16 protein-coding genes are annotated in these 16,597 nt (G+C 72.2%); 6 read left to right on the plus strand and 10 right to left on the minus strand.

Annotated features, from left to right (window positions below):
- The first annotated feature begins 161 nt into the window (after positions 1–161).
- The gene (locus tag ACGFR9_RS24105) at positions 162–602 is read left to right on the plus strand and encodes an RpiB/LacA/LacB family sugar-phosphate isomerase (protein ID WP_393212016.1); all 441 of its coding nucleotides are present in this window, start codon (positions 162–164) and stop codon (positions 600–602) included.
- Here ACGFR9_RS24105 and ACGFR9_RS24110 read toward each other — a convergent pair whose 3' ends face one another.
- The 5 genes from ACGFR9_RS24110 to ACGFR9_RS24130 form a co-directional block, all read right to left on the minus strand.
- On the minus strand, positions 603–1,832 hold the full coding sequence (locus tag ACGFR9_RS24110) for a PP2C family protein-serine/threonine phosphatase (RefSeq protein WP_393212017.1): 1,230 nt from the start codon (positions 1,830–1,832) through the stop codon (positions 603–605).
- A gap of 9 nt (positions 1,833–1,841) precedes the next feature.
- The gene (locus tag ACGFR9_RS24115) at positions 1,842–4,292 is read right to left on the minus strand and encodes a SpoIIE family protein phosphatase (RefSeq protein ID WP_393212019.1); all 2,451 of its coding nucleotides are present in this window, start codon (positions 4,290–4,292) and stop codon (positions 1,842–1,844) included.
- A gap of 135 nt (positions 4,293–4,427) precedes the next feature.
- Positions 4,428–5,654, minus strand: coding sequence for an ornithine--oxo-acid transaminase (rocD, locus tag ACGFR9_RS24120; RefSeq protein ID WP_393212021.1), 1,227 nt, complete (start codon positions 5,652–5,654; stop codon positions 4,428–4,430).
- Positions 5,651–6,463, minus strand: a complete 813-nt coding sequence (gene ddaH, locus ACGFR9_RS24125) for a dimethylargininase (protein WP_393212023.1) — start codon at positions 6,461–6,463, stop codon at positions 5,651–5,653. Before ddaH ends, rocD begins: the two co-directional genes overlap by 4 nt.
- Positions 6,464–6,556: 93 nt before the next feature.
- Positions 6,557–7,090 carry an Lrp/AsnC family transcriptional regulator gene (locus ACGFR9_RS24130; protein WP_030214404.1) on the minus strand — a complete coding sequence of 178 codons (534 nt, stop codon included), beginning with the start codon at positions 7,088–7,090 and terminating at the stop codon, positions 6,557–6,559.
- Between the two features lie 77 nt (positions 7,091–7,167).
- Here ACGFR9_RS24130 and ACGFR9_RS24135 point away from each other — a divergent pair, with 77 nt between their 5' ends.
- The 4 genes from ACGFR9_RS24135 to ACGFR9_RS24150 are packed head-to-tail and all read left to right on the plus strand — an operon-like array spanning position 7,168 to position 11,244.
- Entirely contained in the window at positions 7,168–7,941 is a 774-nt protein-coding gene (locus tag ACGFR9_RS24135; protein ID WP_393212025.1) for a LytR/AlgR family response regulator transcription factor, read from the plus strand.
- A gap of 14 nt (positions 7,942–7,955) precedes the next feature.
- Positions 7,956–8,315: a hypothetical protein gene (locus ACGFR9_RS24140; protein ID WP_393212027.1), complete on the plus strand. Its 360-nt coding sequence runs from the start codon at positions 7,956–7,958 to the stop codon at positions 8,313–8,315.
- Between the two features lie 14 nt (positions 8,316–8,329).
- Positions 8,330–10,042 carry a cation acetate symporter gene (locus tag ACGFR9_RS24145; protein WP_030214407.1) on the plus strand — a complete coding sequence of 571 codons (1,713 nt, stop codon included), beginning with the start codon at positions 8,330–8,332 and terminating at the stop codon, positions 10,040–10,042.
- A complete protein-coding gene (locus ACGFR9_RS24150; RefSeq protein ID WP_311640835.1) occupies positions 10,039–11,244 on the plus strand; it encodes a histidine kinase in 1,206 nt (401 codons plus the stop codon). The genes ACGFR9_RS24145 and ACGFR9_RS24150 overlap by 4 nt, the downstream gene beginning before the upstream one ends.
- A gap of 24 nt (positions 11,245–11,268) precedes the next feature.
- On the opposite strand, the gene ACGFR9_RS24155 is transcribed toward ACGFR9_RS24150, so the two are convergent.
- The 5 genes from ACGFR9_RS24155 to ACGFR9_RS24175 all read right to left on the minus strand — a co-directional run bounded on the left by ACGFR9_RS24155 (position 11,269) and on the right by ACGFR9_RS24175 (position 15,810).
- Positions 11,269–11,457 (minus strand): hypothetical protein, encoded by a 189-nt coding sequence (locus ACGFR9_RS24155; RefSeq protein ID WP_393212030.1) that lies wholly within the window; start codon positions 11,455–11,457, stop codon positions 11,269–11,271.
- 89 nt (positions 11,458–11,546) lie between these two features.
- A complete protein-coding gene (locus ACGFR9_RS24160; RefSeq protein WP_393212032.1) occupies positions 11,547–12,497 on the minus strand; it encodes a cytochrome c oxidase assembly protein in 951 nt (316 codons plus the stop codon).
- A gap of 106 nt (positions 12,498–12,603) precedes the next feature.
- Entirely contained in the window at positions 12,604–13,629 is a 1,026-nt protein-coding gene (locus ACGFR9_RS24165; RefSeq protein WP_393212034.1) for a 6-phosphofructokinase, read from the minus strand.
- 188 nt (positions 13,630–13,817) lie between these two features.
- Positions 13,818–14,546, minus strand: a complete 729-nt coding sequence (locus ACGFR9_RS24170) for a type 1 glutamine amidotransferase (RefSeq protein ID WP_393212036.1) — start codon at positions 14,544–14,546, stop codon at positions 13,818–13,820.
- Between the two features lie 25 nt (positions 14,547–14,571).
- The gene (locus ACGFR9_RS24175) at positions 14,572–15,810 is read right to left on the minus strand and encodes a MurT ligase domain-containing protein (RefSeq protein WP_393212038.1); all 1,239 of its coding nucleotides are present in this window, start codon (positions 15,808–15,810) and stop codon (positions 14,572–14,574) included.
- 146 nt (positions 15,811–15,956) lie between these two features.
- On the opposite strand from ACGFR9_RS24175, the gene def reads away from it, so the two are divergent.
- Positions 15,957–16,502: a peptide deformylase gene (def, locus tag ACGFR9_RS24180; RefSeq protein ID WP_393212040.1), complete on the plus strand. Its 546-nt coding sequence runs from the start codon at positions 15,957–15,959 to the stop codon at positions 16,500–16,502.
- Positions 16,503–16,597 lie beyond the last annotated feature (95 nt).

Here is a 16,597-nt window from a genome sequence, read left to right on the forward strand (position 1 = left end):
ATGCTCCTCGACTCCGGCGGACGGGCGGTGCCGCCGCGTCCCGGCTGGCCATCCGGCACGTCGTGGGATGTCAGTCTAGGCGCGGACGGCAGGGCCGGGCATCAGGTTCGACGCGACCGGAGGGCACCGCTCCGCACGGCCGTCCGCGTAGGCTCCGGTCCATGCGGATCTCCGTCTCCTCCGACATGGACGAACCCGTGGCCCGAGCCCTCCTCGCCGAGCTCCGCGACCGCGGCCACGAGGTACGGGCGCACGGCGCCCTCAGCCTCGGCGACGACCCGCAGTGGGCCGTCTGCTCCGAGGCGGCCGCCCGGGAGGTCGCCGACGGGAGCGCCGACCAGGCGGTGGTGTGCTGCTGGACCGGCACCGGTGCCTCGATCGCCGCGAACAAGGTGCCCGGCGTCCGCGCCGCCCTGTGCGCGGACGCCTACACGGCGGACGGCGCCCGCCGCTGGAACGACGCCAACGTGCTGGCCCTCAGCCTGCGGCTGACCTCCGTGCCGCTGCTGACGGAGATCCTCGACGCCTGGTTCGCCGGCGCCCCCAGCGACGACCCGGAGGACCGGCGCAACGTGGCACACCTCGACCGCGCCGGTTCCTGATCACAGCCGTACGACGACCAGCGCCGTGTCGTCGGTGGCGCCGCCCGGGGCCAGCAGTTCCAGCAGCACGACGTCCGCGAGCGTCTCGGGGTCCTCCGTCCGGTGCCGGCGCAGGGACTCGGCGAGCCGCAGCAGCCCCCTGTCGATGTCCTCCCTGCGCCGTTCGACGAGACCGTCCGTGTAGAGCACCAGAGTCGCGCCCGGCTCGAACCCGGTCTCGGCCTCCGGCCGTGCCGTCGGCTCGGGCTGGGCGTCGAGCGGCGGGTCGGTGGCCCGGTCCAGGAACTCCACGCGTCCGTCGCGGTGCAGCAGCACCGGCGGCGGATGGCCGGCACTGCTGTACCTGATGGTGTGCCGGTCGAAGTCGACGAAGGTGGTCACCGCGGTCGCGGACTCGGCGCCGTCCACCACATGGGCGTAGCGGCCCACCACGTCCAGCGCCTGCGCGGGCCCCTCCGCCACCCGGGAGGCCGCGGTCAGCGCGCTGCGCAGCTGGCCCATCACCCCGGCCGCCGCCAGACCGTGCCCGACCACGTCCCCCACCGATACACCGATCCGGTTGCCGCCCACCAGGTCGACCAGGTCGTACCAGTCCCCGCAGACGTTGAGCGCGCCCAGCGCCGGCCGGTAGCGCACCGCGGCCCGGCGATGGCCGACCTGCCGGCGGCCGGGCAGCATCGCCTCCTGCAGCGCCAGCGCCACCTCCCGCTCCCGCGCGTGCGCCTCGCGCAGCCGGTTGTTGAGCTCCTGCAGCTCACGGCCGCGCGCGTACAGCTCGGCCTCCAGCACCCGGCCCCGGCCGTCACCCGCGCCGCCCCGGAATCGGATCAGCTCCGTGACCTCCTCGACCCGGTGCACGATCAGCACCACCCGCCCGTCGGGGCCGGGCACCGGCGTGTTCACCGGACTCCAGTAGCGCTCCTCCCACCTGCCGGAGTGCTCCGGTGTCTCGACGTCGTAGCGCTGTACGGCCATGGTGTCGCGCTCACCGGTCGACAGGACCCGCCGCAGCGAGGTGTGCAGCAACTGCGCGCCCACGGCCTCCGGGTCGTCCGGGTTCTCGGGGAAGACGTCGAACAGATAGCGGCCCACGATCGACTCGCGGGAGCGTCCGGTGCCGCGGACGAAGGCCGCGTTGACATCCGCGTACACCAGGTCCGGGGTCAGCAGCGCGACCATGCCGGGCAGGGCCCGGTAGACCGCCTCGTAGTCGATCGACGCCTCCGTCATGACCCCGCCTCACTCCGGTGGCGCGGTCAGCGACTGCTCCGCCCAGATGATCTTCCCGCCGGGTACGAAGCGGGTGCCCCACCGCTCCGCGAGCTGGGAGACCAGCAGCAGCCCGCGTCCGCCCTCGTCCATCGCGCGGGGATGCCGCAGATGGGGTGCCGTGGCACCGCCGTCCACCACCTCGCACACCAGCGTGCGCTCATGGATCAGCCGCAGCCGGACGGGTCCCGAGGCGTAGCGGATGGCGTTGGTGACCAGCTCGCTGACGACCAGCTCCGTGGTGAAGATCAGCTCGTCCAGGCCCCAGCGGGCCAGCTGCCCGGTCGCCGTTCTGCGGGCCTCGGCCACGACGGCGGGATCCGCGGACAGGTCCCATGCCGCCACATGGCCGGGGTCGAGCCGTTTGGTGCGGGCCATGAGCAGGGCCACGTCGTCGTACGGACGGGTCGGCACCAGCGCGTCCACCACGGCCCGGCAGCTCAGCTCCAGTGTGGGTTTCGCGGCGCTCTCCAGCGCCCGCCGCAGCCGGTCCCGGTTCGTGTCGTAGGCCCCGTCCCGGTCGGGGGGCAGCAGCAGACCGTCGGTGTGCAGGGCGAGCGTGGAGCCCTCGGGCAGGGTCAGCTCCACCGACTCGAACGGGGGGCCGCCGACGCCCAGCGCGGGCCCCTCCGGCAGCTCCACGAAGGAGACGGTGCCGTCCGGCGCGATCACGGCCGGTGCGGGATGGCCCGCCGCGGCCATCGTGCACTTCCCGTCCACGGGGTCGTAGACCACGTACACGCAGCCGGTCCCCACCGGATGGCCGTAGGTCCCCTCCGGCCCGGCGCCCTCGTCCCCGGCCGACCGGTCCACCAGGTCGTCCAGGTGGGCGAGCACCTCCTCGGGCGGCAGGTCCAGCGCGGCCAGGGTCCGTACGGCGGTCCGCAGGCCGCCCATGGCCGCGGCGGCGTCGATGCCGTATCCGGGGGCCTCGCCGACGATGAGGGCGACCCGGGCGCCGGACAGCGGGATGAGGTCGTACCAGTCGCCGCCGAGACCTGTCAGTTCGTCGGCCGGGCGGTAGCAGGCGGACACCTCCACGGCGGCCTGATCGGGCAGATGGAGGGGCAGCAGGCTGCTCTGCAGCACCAGCGCCGCGTTCCGCTCACGCGTGTAGCGCCGGGCGTTGTCCACGCAGACGGCGGCGCGGGAGACCAGGTCCTCGGCCAGATGGAGGTCGTCCTCGTCGAAGGGATCGTGCCGGCGGCGGAAGAACGCGGTCATGCCCAGGGTGACACCCCGGGCGCGCACCGGGACGATCATCGCGCTCCGCAGGCCGAGCTCCAGGAAGGTCGACTCCCGGCCGCCCGGCGGCATGGCCCACGCCGGGTGGAGCGGATCGAGCCGCTCCTGAAGCCAGGACCGGCCCGTGGCCAGACAGCGCACCGGCGGAGAATCCGACGGGTACGACAGCACCGTCCCGGTCTCCACGGCTGCCCGCGGCAGGTCGTTGTGCAGTGACCGCTGGCCCGCCCGGCGCAGCGGTACCCGGCCCGAGGCGGTGGACGGGCCCGGTTGGACGTCGGCACCGCGCAGCACCGTCTCCAACAGGTCCACGGCGACATAGTCCGCGAGCTCCGGCACGGCGACGTCCGCGAGTTCCTGCGCGGTCCGCTCGATGTCCAGGGTGCGGCCGATATGCGCACCGGCGCGGTCGAGGAGGGCGAGGCGCTGGCGGGCGCGGTGCCGCTCGGTGACGTCCACGACGGTGTAGTACACGCCCATCGGGCGGCCCTGTTCGTCGTCCAGACGGGTGAACGACAGCACGTGCGCGGTCTCGCGCATCGGCGCCGAGCGGACCCGGCCGACATGCTGGTAGCCGACCACCTGCTCGCCGGTGTCCAGCACGTGCCGCATCCGCTCCTCGACGGCCTCGGCGTCCAGCCCCGGCTGCACGTCGGCGAACCGCAGCCCCAGCCGCTGTCCGGCCGTTCCGCCCCCGAACTGCTCCAGCGCGGTGTTGGACCACACATAGCGCAGATCCGTGTCGACGATCGCGATACCGATCGACGCACCGGTGACCATCTGTTCCAGCACCGGGCGGCTCATGTCCCAGCCCGTGGCGCCGTCCACCTCCGACAGCAGGACCAGCAGCGGCGAACGGCCCCGCGGCCGCACCGTCGCCGTGATCCGCACCATCACCGCGACCGGCCGGCCGCCTCGGTGCCGGGTGGTCAGCAGCCCCGCCCAGTCGCCCTCCGAGCGGCACCGCTCGACCAGGTCCGGCATCCGCTCGGCGTCGTCGGGCATCAGCAGTTCGGCGAACGCGCGGCCCACGGCCTCGGTGGGGCGATAGCCCAGCAGCCGTTCCGCCCCGCCGGTCCAGCTCGACACCGTGCCGTGCGGATCCAGCAGCAGGGGAACGGCGTCGGCCACATCGAACGCCTGCCGGGCAACGTCCTGCTCCTTGTGTCCGCCCACGGGCGACCTCTCTGTCGCGGAGAGTGGTCCGAGAGTGGTGCTGCCACCTCTTGTCCCATCATCACCCTGGGAGCGGGACGGCGGCTCCCCGAACTGCGCCGTCCCCCGGAGGAAGCACCGGGGGACGGCGGCGGTTCAGACCTGCCGGGCCAGGACCCTCCCCACCGTGTGCAGGGCGTCCTGGAGTTCTTCCGCCGTGACGGTCAGGGGCGGCGCCAGCCGGATGGTGGAGCCGTGCGTGTCCTTGACCAGGATGCCCTCCCACATCAGCCGTTCACTGACCTCGCGGCCGGTACCGAGTGCCGGGTCGACGTCCACGCCCGCCCACAGACCGCGCGCGCGGAACCCGACGACGCCCTTGCCGACCAGCGATTCCAGGCCCGCGCGCAGCACCTCGCCCAGTTCCGCCGCCCGCCGCTGGAACTCGCCGGTCTCCAGCAGCTCCACCACGGCCGTGCCGACCGCCGCGGCCAGCGGATTGCCGCCGAAGGTCGACCCGTGCTCACCCGGGCGGAGCACCCCCAGCACCTCGCGCCGGGCCACCACCGCCGACACCGGCACGATGCCGCCGCCCAGCGCCTTGCCCAGCAGGACCATGTCCGGGACGACCGACTCGTGCTCCACGGCGAGCGTACGGCCCGTACGGCCGAGCCCGGACTGGATCTCGTCGGCGATGAACAGACACCCCGCGCGGCGCGTCAGCTCGCGCACCCCGGTCAGATAGCCGTCGTCCGGGACGATCACACCGGCCTCGCCCTGGACGGGCTCGATCAGCACCGCCGCCGTCGTGTCGTCGACCGCGGCCTCCAGCGCCGCCTGATCGTTGTACGGCACCACCCGGAAGCCCGGAGTGAACGGACCGAACCCGCCGCGGGCGACCTCGTCCGTGGAGAAGCTCACGATCGTCGTCGTACGGCCGTGGAAGTTGCCGGCCGCCACCACGATCGTCGCCCGGTCCGCCGGGACGCCCTTCACGTCGTAGGCCCACTTGCGGGCCACCTTGATCGCGCTCTCCACCGCCTCCGCGCCGGTGTTCATGGGCAGCACCATGTCGAGACCGGTCAGCGCGGCCAGCCGCCCCGCGAACTCGGCGAGCCGGTCGTTGTGGAACGCGCGCGAGGTCAGCGTGAGCCGGTCCAGCTGGCGGTGCGCCGCCTCGATCAGCGCCGGATGCCGGTGTCCGAAGTTGAGCGCCGAGTAGCCGGCCAGCATGTCGAGGTACCGTCGGCCCTCCACGTCCTCCACCCAGGCGCCCTCCGCGCGGGCGACGACCACGGGCAGCGGATGGTAGTTGTGCGCGAGGACCGGCTCCTCCGCACCGATCAGCTCGGCGGACGTACGCGCGGAAACGACAGTGGTCATGAGCGGATCTCCTGTGTGCAGCACTTGATGCCCCCGCCCGCCTTGTGGAACTCGGACAGGTCGACGGGAACGGGAACGTAGCCACGCTCGGCGAGCCGGGCGGCGAGGGCGATGGCCCCGGGGGAGATGAACACATGGCGTCCGTCGGAGACCGAGTTCAGCCCGAACGCCATGGCGTCCTCACGGGTCGCGAGCACCGCGTCCGGATACAGCCGGGCGAGCACCTCGCGGCTGCCCGGCGAGAACGCCTCCGGGTAGTACGCGATGTTCTCCGCGTCCAGCACGAACAGCGCCGTGTCCAGGTGGTAGAAGTACGGGTCCACCAGCGTCAGACCGATCACCGGCACCCCGAAGTACTCCTGTGCCTCGCGGTGCGCCTCCGGGGTGGTGCGGAACCCGGTGCCGGCGAGCATCCAGCGCCCGGCCGGCACCAGGTCCCCCTCGCCCTCGCACACCGACTCGGGATGCTGCACCTCGTACCCCTCGGCCTTGAACCAGGCCTCGTACGGCACGGACTCCGGGCGCCGCTCGGGCGCCAGGAACAGGGAACCGAAGACGCGGCCCTCGACGACGACCGCCGCGTTCGCGGCGAACACCATGTCGGGCAGGGCGGGCTCCGGCGTCACGCTCTCCACGGTATGACCGTGCGCGCGGTAGGTGTCGACGAGCGTCCGCCACTGGCGCTGCGCCAGCAGGACGTCGACGGGGCGGTCGGGACACATCCAGGGATTGATCGCGTACCGGACGGCGAAGTGTCTGGGGTCGCAGACGAGATAGCGCCGCCGGGACGCCACACGGGAGTCGGGCACAGAGGGGTTCCTCCGCTTCCACGCGGTGACGACAGGGGTGAGACCACGGTAGGAAGCGAGTGATACGGGCGACAAGGAACAAAAGCTGCGTGTTCACGCAGGATCGCTGCGTGGTTCCACCGTTCGGCGCACGTCTGCTGCGCCATCCGGCGCGGGCTGACTCACTCCCGCCTCAGGACTGTCCGGCAGCAGATGGGACAGCACCATCACACTGATCGTCTTCCGGATGAACGGCTCCTGGCGGATCCGCTCCAGCACCTCCTCGAAGTGCTCCACGTCGCGCGCCCGCACATGAAGCAGCGCGTCCGCGCCGCCGGTCACCGTCATCGCGGCGGCGATCTCCGGATGGTTGCGCACCACCTCCGCCAGCCGCCGGGGCGGCGCCGCCCCCTCGCAGTACACCTCGACGTACGCCTCGGTCCGCCAGCCCAGCGCCGCCGGCCGCACCGTCGCCGTGAACCCGGTGATCACCCCGGTCTCGCGCAGCCGGTCCACCCGGCGCTTGACCGCCGTCGACGACAGTCCGACGGCCGCGCCGATCTCGGCGAACGACGTCCGGGCGTTCGCCATCAGAGCGGTCACGATCTTCCGGTCGAGCTCGTCGAACGACGCGGGCCTGCTGTTCATGCGGGCACTGTATCCAGCGTGAACGCCCACGTCCGGGGCATGTCCAGACGTGGAAATCACCCCTACACTCCACCTTCATGCTGCGCGCCCTCGCCGTCGACGACGAACGCCCCTCACTGGAGGAGCTGCTCTACCTGCTCAACGCCGACCCCCGTATCGACAGCGCCGAGGGCGCCGACGACGCCACCAACGCCCTGCGCCGCATCAACCGCGCCCTGGAATCGGGACCCGACGGGCCCGACGCCGTCGACGTCGTCTTCCTCGACATCCAGATGCCCGGCCTCGACGGCCTCGACCTGGCCCGGCTGCTCACCGGGTTCGCCCGGCCCCCGCTCATCGTGTTCGTCACCGCCCACGAGGACTTCGCCGTCCAGGCCTTCGACCTCAAGGCCGCCGACTACGTCCTCAAACCCGTGCGCAGGGAACGCCTCGCCGAGGCCGTCCGCCGCGTCGTCGAGCTGCGCGCCGCCGCACAGCGCGACACCGCCGCCCCGCGCATCCCCGTGCACGAACCCGACCCCGACCACATACCCGTCGAACTCGGCGGCGTGACCCGTTTCGTCGCCGTCGACGACATCACCCACGTCGAGGCCCAGGGCGACTACGCCCGTCTGCACACCGACCGGGGCAGCCACCTCGTACGGATCCCGCTGTCCACCCTGGAGGAGCGCTGGCGCTCCCGCGGCTTCGTCCGCATCCACCGCCGCCATCTGGTCGCCCTGCGCCACATCGGCGAACTCCGGCTCGACGCGGGCACCGTGAGCGTCCTGATCGGCTCCGAGGAACTCCAGGTCAGCAGGCGGCACGCCCGCGAACTGCGGGACCTGCTGATGCGCCGGACCACGAGCTAGGCGCGGGGGACGACATGCCTCAGGACCCGACCGAACGCCGCGTGGTCGTCACCGGCCCGCCCCGCCGCGCCCACCGCTCCTCCGGCTACTACCGCCCGCGCACCGAGATCGACGAACAGACCACCCTCGGCCACACCTACGTCCGCTCCCTCATGCGCATCCAACTGCGCACCGGACTCACCGTGTTCGCCGTCCTCGCCCTGCTCATCGGCCCGCTGCCGCTGGTCTTCGCAGCCGCCCCGGACGCCCGCCGCCTGGAGTGGGCCGTGCTCGGCTTCGGGCTCTACCCCCCGCTCGTCCTGCTCGCCCGCTGGTACGTCCGCCGCGCCGAACGCAACGAACGCGACTTCGTGCGGCTCGTCGAAGACCGCTGAGGCCGCCTGCCGCCGTGAACTCCGCCTACGCCGTCACCGCCGTCGCCCTCGTCGCCCTCGCGACCGTCCTCGTCGGCGCCTTCGGCCTGCGCATCTCCCGCACCACCTCCGACTTCTACGTCGCCTCCCGCACCGTCGGCCCCCGCCTCAACGCGGCCGCCATCAGCGGCGAGTACCTCTCCGCCGCCTCCTTCCTCGGCATCGCGGGACTCGTCCTCGTCCAGGGCCCGGACATGCTCTGGTACCCGGTCGGCTACACCGCCGGCTATCTGGTGCTGCTGCTGTTCGTCGCCGCCCCGCTGCGCCGCTCCGGCGCCTACACGCTGCCCGACTTCGCGGAGGCCCGTCTCGCCTCGCAGACGGTACGGCGGCTCGCGGGCGCCTTCGTCGTCGGCGTGGGCTGGCTGTACCTGCTGCCGCAGCTCCAGGGCGCGGGGCTCACCCTGACCGTGCTCACCGGCGCGCCCGACTGGCTCGGCGGGGTGATCGTCGCCGTGGTGGTCACCGTCATCGTCGGCGCGGGCGGCATGCGCAGCATCACCTTCGTCCAGGCCTTCCAGTACTGGCTGAAGCTCACCGCCCTGCTCGTCCCCGCCCTCTTCCTGATCGCCGCCTGGCAGAGCGACGGCGCCCCCAGCCACGCCTTCGACGAACCGGCCGCCTTCCGCGAACAGCGGGTGGTACGGATCGACGACACCCTGGACCTGCGGCTCACCGCGCCGCTCACCGTCACGGTGGACGGCACCGTCGACGGCCGCGACCTCGACGGCACCGAGACCGCCCTGTCCGCGGGCCCCCACCGCATCGACGGCGGCACCCGGCTCACCTTCGCCGAGGGCGCCGAGGTCCCCGCCGCCGGACGCGGCGCCGACGACGCCCTCTCGCCCTCCCGCGCCGAGTCCCGCGAGGAACGCCCGCTGTACGCCACGTACGGGCTGATCCTCGCCACCTTCTTCGGCACCATGGGCCTGCCCCACGTCGTGGTCCGCTTCTACACCAGCCCACACGGGGTCGCCGCCCGCCGCACCACCGTCGCGGTCCTCGGCCTGATCGGCGCCTTCTACCTCCTCCCGCCCGTCTACGGCGCCCTCGGCCGGCTGTACGCCCCCGAGCTCACCCTCACCGGCGACGCGGACGCCGCCGTCCTGCTGCTGCCCGGCCGCATGATCGGCGGAACGGGCGGCGACCTCCTGGGCGCGCTGGTCGCCGGGGGCGCCTTCGCCGCGTTCCTGTCCACGGCCTCCGGGCTCACCATGGCCGTGGCCGGCGTCCTCACCCAGGACGTGCTCCCCACCCGCGGCGTACGGCACTTCCGGCTCGGTACCGTCCTCGCCATGGCCGTACCCCTCGGGGCGAGCCTCCTGGTCGGCGGACTGCCGGTGGCCGACGCCGTGGGGCTCGCCTTCGCCGTCTCCGCCTCGTCGTTCTGCCCGCTGCTCGTCCTCGGCATCTGGTGGCGCCGGCTCACCCCGCCCGGTGCGGCGGCCGGGATGCTGGTGGGCGGCGGCTCCGCCTTCGTCGCCGTCGCCGCCACCATGGCCGGCTATCCGGGCGACGGCCCGCTGCACGCCCTGCTCGCCTGGCCGGCGCTCTGGTCGGTGCCGCTGGGCTTCCTCACCATGATCCTGGTCTCGCTGGCCACGCCCGGCCGGGTACCGCCCGGCACGGCCGCGGTGCTGGCCCGCTTCCACCTGCCGGAGGAACTGCGTACGGAGGTGTCCGCATGAGCGGCTTCCTCGCCGGTCTCCTGGTCGCCGTACTGCCCCTGCTGGCCGCCGGATTCTGGATCGGCCGGCGCACCGCCCGGCCCACCAGCCTCGCCGGACTCGGCACCCCCGTCGAGCACGCCACCTTCGAGGCGCTGCACACCGCCTCCCTGGCCACACCCCCGCTCCGGGCCGGCCTCACGGAAGAGACCGCCGGAAAGTCCGCCCGCAAACTGCGCTCCCTGCTGGGCACGGACGCCCTGTGCCTCACCGACCGCGACCAGGTCCTCGTCTGGGACGGCGCCGGATCCCATCACCGCACCGAGATCATGGAACGCCTCACCGGTCCCCTCGACACCGGCCGCGGCGAGGCCTTCCCGCTCACCTGCGACACCCCCGACTGCTCGGTCCGCTGGGCCGTGGTCGCGCCGCTCACCGTCGACGACCGGGTGCACGGCGCGCTCGTCGCCTGCGCGCCCCGCGAGTCCGCGGTCCTGGTCCGGGCGGCGGGGGAGGTCGCCCGCTGGGTCTCCGTCCAGCTGGAACTCGCCGACCTCGACCAGTCCCGTACCCGCCTCATCGAGGCCGAGATCAGGGCGCTGCGGGCGCAGATCTCCCCGCACTTCATCTTCAACTCACTCGCCGTGATCGCCTCGTTCGTGCGCACCGACCCGGAACGGGCCCGGGAACTGCTCCTGGAGTTCGCCGACTTCACCCGCTACTCGTTCCGCCGGCACGGCGACTTCACCACCCTCGCCGACGAACTCCACGCCATCGACCACTACCTGGCGCTCGTACGGGCACGCTTCGGCGACCGGCTCTCCGTCACCCTGCAGATCGCCCCCGAGGTGCTGCCGGTCGCGCTGCCCTTCCTCTGCCTCCAGCCGCTGGTGGAGAACGCCGTCAAACACGGACTGGAGGGCAAGGCCGACAAGTGCCACATCCAGATCACCGCCCAGGACGCCGGAGCCGAGGCCCTCGTCGTCATCGAGGACGACGGCGCCGGAATGGACCCCGGCCTGCTCCGCCGCATCCTCGCCCGCGAGGTCAGTCCCACCGGCGGCATCGGACTGTCCAACGTCGACGACCGGCTCCGCCAGGTCTACGGCGACGACCACGGCCTCGTCATCGAGACCGCCGTGGGTGCCGGTATGAGGATCACCGTCCGGCTGCCGAAGTACCAGCCGGGCGTCCACCTGACGGGGCGGCTCGCCCCCAAGTGAGACGGGCCGCCCCGGACCGGCTCGTCAGGTGCTGCGGGTGGCCACCATTCCCAAGGTGATCAGCCCCAGGACGACCCAGCCGAACCACAGCCAGCCGTTGCTGCCGAGCGCCACCGTGTACGCGGTCACGGCGACCAGGGCGCCGACGGTGAGCACCCCCATGGCCTTCGTCGAGCTGTCACCGTCGGAGAAACCGTTCGTGGAACCGGGCATCGCAACACCCTCCTCATCGTGCGGCTCACTCCATGGTGCCCCCGTTCCGCCTCTTTACGGCGCGGAAGGCGACAAACGTTCGGGCAGGCTCAGTTTCCGCGGGCGTTCAACGAGGCCAGATAGGCGTTGTACGCCTCCAGCTCCTTGTCCCCGTCCCGGTCGGCGGCGCGGTCCGAGCGCTTGGCCTGCCGCTGGTCCGAGGCGTACCACTGGAACAGCAGCGCGATCAGCACCAGCACGGACGGAACCTCGCTGAACGCCCAGGCGATACCGCCGGCCGCGTTCTGGTCGGACAGCGCGTCGATGGCGAGCGAACCGGGAGGGTTCTCGAAGGTCGTGACCATCGGCGTGGACGCCATCATCAGCGCGATGCCGAAGAACGCGTGGAACGGCATGCCCGCGAACAGCTCCAGCATCCGCATCAGATAGCCCGGCCGGTGCGGGCCCGGGTCCACGCCCATGATCGGCCAGAAGAAGACCAGGCCGACGGCGAGGAAGTGCACCATCATCGCCACATGCCCCGTGGTGGAGCCCATCAGGAAGTCGAACAAGGGGGTGAAGTACAGGCCGTACAGGCTCGCGATGAACATCGGGATGGTGAACACCGGATGCGTGACCACGCGCATGTAGCGGCTGTGCAGCAGCATCAGCAGCAGCTCACGCGGCCCCTTGCGGCCCCGCCCGGCCGGCGGCAGAGCGCGCAGGGCCAGGGTGACCGGGGCGCCGAGCAGGAGCAGGATCGGCGACACCATGCTGATCATCATGTGCTGCACCATGTGCACGCTGAACATGACCATGCCGTAGTCGTTCAGCTTGGTGCACATCATCAGCCCGATGCTCAGCACACCGGTGACGAACGCGACGGTCCTGCCCACCGGCCACTTGTCCCCGCGCCGCACAAGCCGGACGACACCCCAGCAGTACAGGGCCAGCCCCAGCAGGCAGGCGATCAGAAAGAAGGGATCCGCCGACCAGCCGAGCCCCCGCCCCAGCGTGAACGGCGGCAGATCCATGGTCATACCGTGCCCGCCGTGATCCATCCACCGGCTCCTGTTTCGTGCGGGTTCTGCGCCATCTGTCCGCACTCAGAGTACGGCCGACCCCGGCCACACCTGTGACCGGGGTCGGGGACCGGGCCGCACCCGGCTAAAGAACACACTCCGCTTCCGCGTAGCGATCCGCCGGAACCGTCTTCAACGTCTCCACCGCCTCCGCCAACGACACCATCACGATGTCGGTGCCTCGCAGAGCCGTCATCTTCCCGAACTCCCCCCGGTGCACCGCCTCCACCGCATGCCACCCGAACCGCGTGGCCAGCACACGGTCGTACGCCGTGGGTGTCCCCCCGCGCTGCACATGCCCGAGGATCACCGGCCGCGCCTCCTTGCCGAGGCGGGCCTCCAGTTCGAGGGAGAGCTGCCGGGCGATCCCGGCGAACCGCTCATGGCCGTAGACGTCCTTGCCGCCCTCGTCGAAGTCCATGGTCCCGGACTTCGGCTTGGCCCCCTCCGCGGCGACCACGATCGCGAACCGCTTGCCGGCCGAGAAGCGCTCGCCGACCTTCGCGGCGAGTTCGTCGATGTCGAAGGGCCGCTCGGGTACGACGACGGCGTGCGCGCCGGCCGCCATGCCGGAGTGCAGCGCGATCCAGCCCGTGTGCCGGCCCATGACCTCGACGATCAGCACACGCTGGTGGGACTCGGCGGTGGTCTTCAGCCGGTCCAGGGCCTCGGTGGCCACGCCGACGGCCGTGTCGAAGCCGAAGGTGACGTCGGTGACGGCGATGTCGTTGTCGATGGTCTTCGGCACACCGACTATCGGCAGCCCGTTGTCCGACAGCAGCCGGGCCGCCTTCAGCGTGCCCTCACCGCCGATCGGGATGATCGCGTCGAGGCCGAGCTCGGCCACGTGCCCCTTCGCCCGCTCCACGCCGTCCCGCAGATGCCCGGGACGCACCCGGGAGGAGCCGAGGATCGTACCGCCGCGGGCGAGGATGCCGCTCACCGCGTCGAGGTCGAGCTTGAGGTAGTCGCACTCCAGGAGGCCCTTCCAGCCGTCCCGGAAGCCGATGACCTCGTCGCCGTGGTCGACGACGGCGCGGTGCACGACGGACCGGATGACGGCGTTCAGGCCGGGGCAGTCGCCGCCGGACGTGAGGACACCAATGCGCATAGCCCGAAACAACCTTCTCGATGTGGGCCGGACCGGACCGCGTTGTCCGGCTCGATCCCCGCCACCCTAGCCGCTACGGGGTGCCGTACCGCACCTTGCGTCCGCCTGCTGGACGACCCCGCTCACCTGTGCGGACCAGCCGTCAGACGGGCCGGTCGCACGGGGGCCGTCCGCAGGCGGACGGGGTCTCACGCGGGCTGCTGAGCCGCCTCGATGCGCTCGCCGCGCAGCGCCTCGTACCAGCGGTCGTCGGTCGGCGGCAGCGCGTTGACGTCCAGCGCCAGCTTCAGCAGCAGGTCCGCGATCAGCGGGTTGCGGGCGAGCACGGGACCGTGCATGTAGGTGCCGAAGACGGTCTCGTTGAACGCGCCCTCCGTACCGTCCCCCGTGCCGTTTCCGTTGCCGAAGCGCACCTGGGCGAGCGGACGGGCCGTGGGGCCCAGGTGGGTGACGCCCTGGTGGTTCTCGAACCCGGTCAGCGGGGGCAGCCCCAGCTGCGGGTTGACGTCCCCGAGCACGTCGCCGACGCACCGGGCGCCCTCGCCGCGGACCGAGACCACGTCGAGCAGGCCGAGGCCGGGCTCGCGCTGGCCGAGGTCGTTGATGAACTCGTGGCCGAGGATCTGGTACCCGGCGCAGACCGAGAACACGATGGCGCCGTTGCCCACCGCCCGCTGCAGACCGCCGTCGCGGCGCAGCCGCTCGGCGGCCAGCCGCTGCGGACGGTCCTCGCCGCCGCCGATCAGATAGATGTCGCCGGAGGTCGGGATCGGCTGGTCGCTGCGCACGTCGAGCCGCGCCACGTCCAGGCCGCGCTGCCGCGCCCGGCGCTCCACGACGAGGACGTTGCCCTGGTCGCCGTAGGTGCTGAGCAGGTCAGGGTAGATCCACACGACCCGCAGCTGGTTGTCGCTCACTTCAAGTCCCCTGAGGTGTCGTTGGTCAGTTGCCGACGCGGCGGCGCAGGTCCTGGAACGCGGTGTAGTTGGCGATGACCTCGATCCGTCCCGGCGGGCACAGCTGCACCGCCTGGTCGAGGTTCTCGCAGACCTGGAACTGCTGGTTCGCGACCTCCAGGCGCACCGCGAGGTCCAGCTTCCGGTCGCCGATGACACAGATCGGGTGGCCGGTCAGCCGCGTGTAGTCGACGTCCCAGAGCCAGGAGGTGTCGGTGCCGTCGGCGCCGCGCGCGTTCACCGACAGGATCACCGGGGTCGGCGGCGGGTCGATCAGTGAGAACGTCTCCAGCCAGCCCGCGGGGTTCTTGGCGAGCAGCAGCCGTAGATCACGGCCCTCGAACTGGACCACGTCGTAGCGGCCGGCCACGGCCTGCACCTGGTACATGCGCTCCAGGGCGACCTGCGGCGGCACCCCGAAGACGGCGGTGACGGCGGCGGAGCTCGCCGCGTTGGCCTTGTTGGCGCGGCCCGGCAGCTGGAGGTGGATCGGCCAGGCGGAGCCGTGCGGGTCGAGGACGTGGTCGCCGGAGAGCGCCCAGCTCGGGGTGGGCCGGCGGAAGCCGCACTCGCCGCAGAACCAGTCGTCGCCCGGGCGCTGCATCACACCGCCGCAGGACGGGCAGGACCAGGCGTCGTCCTTCCACATCTGCCCGGCGGCGACCCAGATCACGTTGGGGGAGGAGGACGCGGCCCACACCACCAGCGGGTCGTCGGCGTTGGCGACGATCACGGCCTTGGAGCCGGACAGGCCCTCGCGCCAGTTCTCCGCGAGCATGCGGGTCTCGGCGGCGCGGTCCAACTGGTCGCGGGAGAGGTTGAGCAGGGCGATGCACTTGGGGTCGGTGGCCTGGGCGACGCCCACGAGGTACTTCTCGTCGACCTCGATGACGCCGAACCTGGCCTCCGCGCCGGCGGCCAGCGCCGACGTGATGCCGGCCGGCATATTGGCGCCGAGCGCGTTGGAGACGACCGGTCCCGCGGCCTTGAGGGCCTCGGCGATCAGCCGGGTGGTGGTGGTCTTGCCGTTGGTCGCGGAGACCAGGGTCACGTCCAGGTGCTGTGCGAGCCTGGCGAGGAGATCGGGGTCGAGTTTGAGTGCCACCCGGCCGCCGATCACCGAACCGCTGCCGCGCCCGGCGGCGCGGGACGCCGCCGCGACCGCCTTGCCCGCGGTCACGGCCAGCTTGGCCCGCGGCGTGAGCGGGTCCGAGTTGCCTGCCATCAGTTCTCGATCCTCCTTGCGTACGCGCCGCGTCTGTGCCTGACGGCCACGTGGTGAGACCTCAGCCTATCGAGATCCGTTCGCACTCCAGAACCGCGGCACCACCGTGAGACGGGCGTTGCTGAAAGGACCGTACTCTGACAGGCATGCGACAAGGCTCCATCCCCGGCGTTCACGGACGTGTACGGCCCCTCACGCTGCTCGGTGAACCCGTGCTGCACGCCCCCTGCCGGGAGGTCACCGACTTCGGCCCGGAACTGGCCCGTCTCGTGGACGACTTGTTCGCCACGATGTACGCGGCGCGGGGCGTGGGCCTGGCCGCCAACCAGGTCGGCGAGCCGCTCAGGGTGTTCGTCTACGACTGCCCGGACGACGAGGACGTCCGTCACCTGGGCCATGTGGTGAACCCGCGCCTCGTCGAGAAGGACGGGGTGGTGGTGCGCGGCCCGGAGGGCTGTCTGTCGCTGCCGGGCCTGGAGGCGGGCACGGAGCGGTACGACCATGCCGTGGTCGAGGGCTTCACGGTGACCGGCGAGCCGGTCACCGTCCACGGCACGGGCTTCTTCGCCCGGTGCCTGCAGCACGAGTGCGACCACCTGGAGGGCAGGATCTACGCCGACCACCTCACCGGCCGGCGCCACCGCAGACTGCTGCGCCAGGCACACAAGGCCCCCTGGCACCGCCGGGCCTGACCCCCGGCCTCCCGACACCGGCGTGCACACCCGGAACCGGGCCTCGGGCCACCACCCCGGGCTTCCCGGCGCCGCCCCGGCAGGGCGCGCCGGTG

The organism is Streptomyces sp. NPDC048584 (assembly GCF_043199595.1).
Classification (GTDB): domain Bacteria; phylum Actinomycetota; class Actinomycetes; order Streptomycetales; family Streptomycetaceae; genus Streptomyces; species Streptomyces edwardsiae.